General features: G+C 30.7%; 6 protein-coding genes and 1 pseudogene. 5 read left to right on the forward strand and 2 right to left on the reverse strand.

Features of this window, described 5'->3' with window-relative positions; all coding sequences use genetic code 11:
- A partial coding sequence (locus V7014_RS26450; RefSeq protein WP_335511998.1) for an IS3 family transposase occupies nt 1–294 on the forward strand: 294 nt, incomplete at its 5' end.
- 303 nt (nt 295–597) lie between these two features.
- A complete protein-coding gene (tsaA, locus tag V7014_RS26455; protein WP_335511999.1) occupies nt 598–1,059 on the forward strand; it encodes a tRNA (N6-threonylcarbamoyladenosine(37)-N6)-methyltransferase TrmO in 462 nt (153 codons plus the stop codon).
- 134 nt (nt 1,060–1,193) lie between these two features.
- On the opposite strand, the gene V7014_RS26460 is transcribed toward tsaA, so the two are convergent.
- Nucleotides 1,194–1,634, reverse strand: coding sequence for an Lrp/AsnC family transcriptional regulator (locus V7014_RS26460; protein ID WP_335512001.1), 441 nt, complete (start codon nt 1,632–1,634; stop codon nt 1,194–1,196).
- Between the two features lie 121 nt (nt 1,635–1,755).
- On the opposite strand from V7014_RS26460, the gene V7014_RS26465 reads away from it, so the two are divergent.
- Complete coding sequence (locus V7014_RS26465; protein WP_335512003.1) at nt 1,756–2,166, forward strand: carboxymuconolactone decarboxylase family protein; 411 nt, start codon at nt 1,756–1,758, stop codon at nt 2,164–2,166.
- Nucleotides 2,167–2,270: 104 nt separating this feature from the next.
- Here the strand turns inward: V7014_RS26465 and V7014_RS26470 are convergent.
- Nucleotides 2,271–2,424: pseudogene (locus V7014_RS26470) on the reverse strand (excalibur calcium-binding domain-containing protein).
- Nucleotides 2,425–2,536: 112 nt separating this feature from the next.
- On the opposite strand from V7014_RS26470, the gene V7014_RS26475 reads away from it, so the two are divergent.
- Nucleotides 2,537–3,061, forward strand: a complete 525-nt coding sequence (locus V7014_RS26475; protein WP_335512007.1) for a hypothetical protein — start codon at nt 2,537–2,539, stop codon at nt 3,059–3,061.
- 119 nt (nt 3,062–3,180) lie between these two features.
- Nucleotides 3,181–3,498 (forward strand): DUF3841 domain-containing protein (locus V7014_RS26480; protein WP_335512005.1); only part of this gene is annotated, 318 nt, incomplete at its 3' end.

Here is a 3,498-nt window from a genome sequence, read left to right on the forward strand (position 1 = left end):
ACAGATCGTGGTTCCGAATTTAAAAATGTGGGAATTGATGAATTATTAAGTACTTATAACATAGAAAAATCATTAAGTCATAAAGGAAACCCTTATGACAATGCGGTGACAGAGGCGACATTTAAGCTATTAAAAACAGAATTAATTAACGGCGCACATTTCTTAACCCTTGAACAGCTATCTCTTGAACTTTTCGATTACGTCAACTGGTACAATAATATACGTTTGCATAGTTCGTTAGGCTATCTAAGTCCGTCAGAGTTTAGAAAATCAGCCCTTAAAAAAGTTGTTTGATTTAGTGTTGACATACCAATAGATTCAGAGCAATAGGTTGCGAGAAAGTAAATCTTCTAATCGAAACAGATAATAATCGCGTACAAGCCTTCTATGAGCGTTACGGATACAATAAGGATGAATTAATATTTATGGAAAAATGGCTTTGAAGTTATTTATGTTGAAGGTAGGCTTGTTTGAATTTACTTTTCTTTATATTAGTCGAACATTAGTAAAACTTATTAAGCTACTTAGAAAAAACAAAATTTCATTATAGCTGAATATCATATAGAATTTTTTTAAAGGCATTTAGGAGGTAGTTGTATGGAAATTATCCTTAATCCAATCGGATATGTTCATAATTCTCGATTAGAAATGGAAGACGATCATTGGGGTAGTGTTTTATCAGAAGTTGAACTCATTGATGAATTAGATGGAACTGTTTTACAAGGAATAGAAGATTTTTCGCACTTAGAGATAATATTTTATTTTGATAAAGTAACTGACGATAAAATACAGTATGGAGCTAGGCATCCGAGGAATAACACTAATTTTCCGAAAGTTGGGATTTTTTCTCAACGAGGAAAAAATAGACCAAATAAATTAGGTCTAACTACTGTTGAATTAGTAGAGCATACTGGTAAGAAATTAGTGGTGAAAGGATTAGATGCCATTGATGGAACGCCTATTATCGATATTAAACCTGTAATGAAAGAGTTTCTTCCAAAGAATGAGATTAAACAAGCGGCTTGGTCTATTGAGTTAATGAAAGATTATTGGAAATGACGATCAGGAATAAGAGATTCTTAAACAAAAGAGCTTCCTTAATGATGGAAGCTCTTTTGCTATTTATCTTTTAAAACTTGAACACTTTTACCAAATTACTACTTGTATTTTTAAAAAGTAATTTTTCAGAATATTCACTCCGTATTCAATTTTAAATTTGTTTGAACTTGTGAAAAAATAAAATGTGTTACGGTATGTGCGAATGGACTTACATCATTAATGAATTTTTCTCCTTCAGCAAAAGTTTCAAAGTGCATTTTTAGCATATAACAAGCATTTCCGGCTACACGATAACAAAATACTACGTTTGGTAGTTTCTCTATATAGTTTTTAAAAGATTTATAATCACCATTTTTTATAGTTGCTTCAATGATGCATTGGATAGGTAAACCTAATTTTTCAAAATCAATCTCTAATGTATATTTTTTGATTATTCCAAATGACTCCATTTGCCTTACCCGTTCCGTTACAGATGGGGAGGACAGATTAACTCTTCTTCCAAGTTCACTCATTGATAAACGACTATTATTACGTAATTCATCGATTATCTTTTTATCAATATTATCTATTTTCATTTTTAAAGAATTCCTCCTTTATTCATTAAAAAAATAAATAATATCTTACTAATTGTTTATTTCTTTAATGTGAATTAAAAACTTTTCTTTATATAATTATTATACAAAGGAGGTATTTTTAATGACAAGAATTATTGAATCAAATATCGGAGAAACACCATTTCAAAGACTTTTAGGACATAACATAGAAATAATGAAAGGGTGGTCTCACTTAGGAGATGTGTTGGAAAAAGATGGATTACTCTCTTCTGTATTAAAGGAACAAGTAAGGAGAACATTAGCTCAAAATAACGGTTGTGAGTATTGTAAAGCAAAAGGAAAACCTGAACCAGATACATTTAATGAAAAAGTCACTATTGCAGTTGGTTTTGCGGAAGTATTTTTAAAGCAAAAAGGAGATATAACAAATTCAGTTTTTGAAATTTTGAGGGAGTGCTTTACTGATGAGGAAATAAGTGAGCTATGTGCATTTATTACCTTTACAACTGCATCACAATATTTTGGTGCAATGATGAAATTAGAGGCAATTTAAATAAGATGTCTATTTTTTATACGATATTCAACTATTGGGGCTTTTCATTTTGGAATTTTCGTATTGAACTCTGTTAGTTTAGTAATCTAACAGAGTTCAAGTTACTACTTTTCACAGGCTATGTTATCTTTATCGCGATCTTTACTCTTTTTTGCTTCATATAATTCTTTAGAAACATGTGGTTTATATTTCGTTTTTCCACCTTTATTTTTTAGCAATTGATGTTTTAGCAACTCTACCTTTTTAATCTTTATTCAACTCAGTACAATTTTTATAGCTTTTTGCTAATGGTTTAGCCTCTCACAGGTGATGATACGGAAGAACATTTGGTACAATATTGTTAATGTTATACAGGGGAGATACAACAACAATGAATCGTACTGAGATACTGTCTAGAGCAAGTAAATACATAATGGAAGATATGCTTTATTTATCGAAAATGAGAGAAGGTAAGCGGAAACGAAACTTTTTTAGTCCAACTTTTTTAGAGGGACTCGTATACGATGCTATAGATGATGTACTAAGAGAAGAAGGTAAGAAGTTTTCTAAGATTAATCGTGCTGCATATGTAACTCAAGATACATTAAAGCAACTTGAAAATAAAAATCATCGAGAGTTAGTTCTAGAGCATATTGTCTGTAAGAATATTTATTATAGCCAGCTTAAGGACCTATTATTTACGGGTAAGTTGACTGATAACATAATATTTGAAATTCTAGATAAATATTATATAACTGCACTGGTAACAAAAAGAGAAGATCAAGTATTAGATGCTGCAGGATTAAGAACTAAAATGGTAGCTGATGGAGAATGGGATGGAAGAAATGTTTTTGCAAGATACACGGCTACTAATATTAAATTGATTAGAAATCCATATTATATTTTTGAAGAATAGTATGAAATGTAACAAGACTTTAGGACGTGACCTATATGTACAGATTATGCTGGAGTCCTATTGGATGGAATACACCTGATAGATGAAGATTAATATCTTATTAAAGGAGTACTACATATATGATTGTATACACGGTTCAACACCACGAAGCTTATAAGGAAATGAGAGAAAACGGCTATTATCAAGGTAGTGAAAAATACGCTGATAAATTCTTAAAAGATAATTACAAATATATGATGGAACAGATGAAAGAAAGACTTCCTAACTATGATGGTACAACATATCCTGTTTGGGTTTGGAAAAGAAGGGTTAAACGAAATGAGAAATCTTTATTAATGAAAGGAACAAAGGGCGTTATTTTAACTCTAGATATACCGGATGAAGATATTTTATGGTCAGATTTCGAGGGTTGGCATTTTATACTAAATAATTCACCG

Source organism: Bacillus sp. JJ722 (assembly GCF_036963345.1).
Classification (GTDB): Bacteria; Bacillota; Bacilli; order Bacillales; family DSM-1321; genus Bacillus_AD.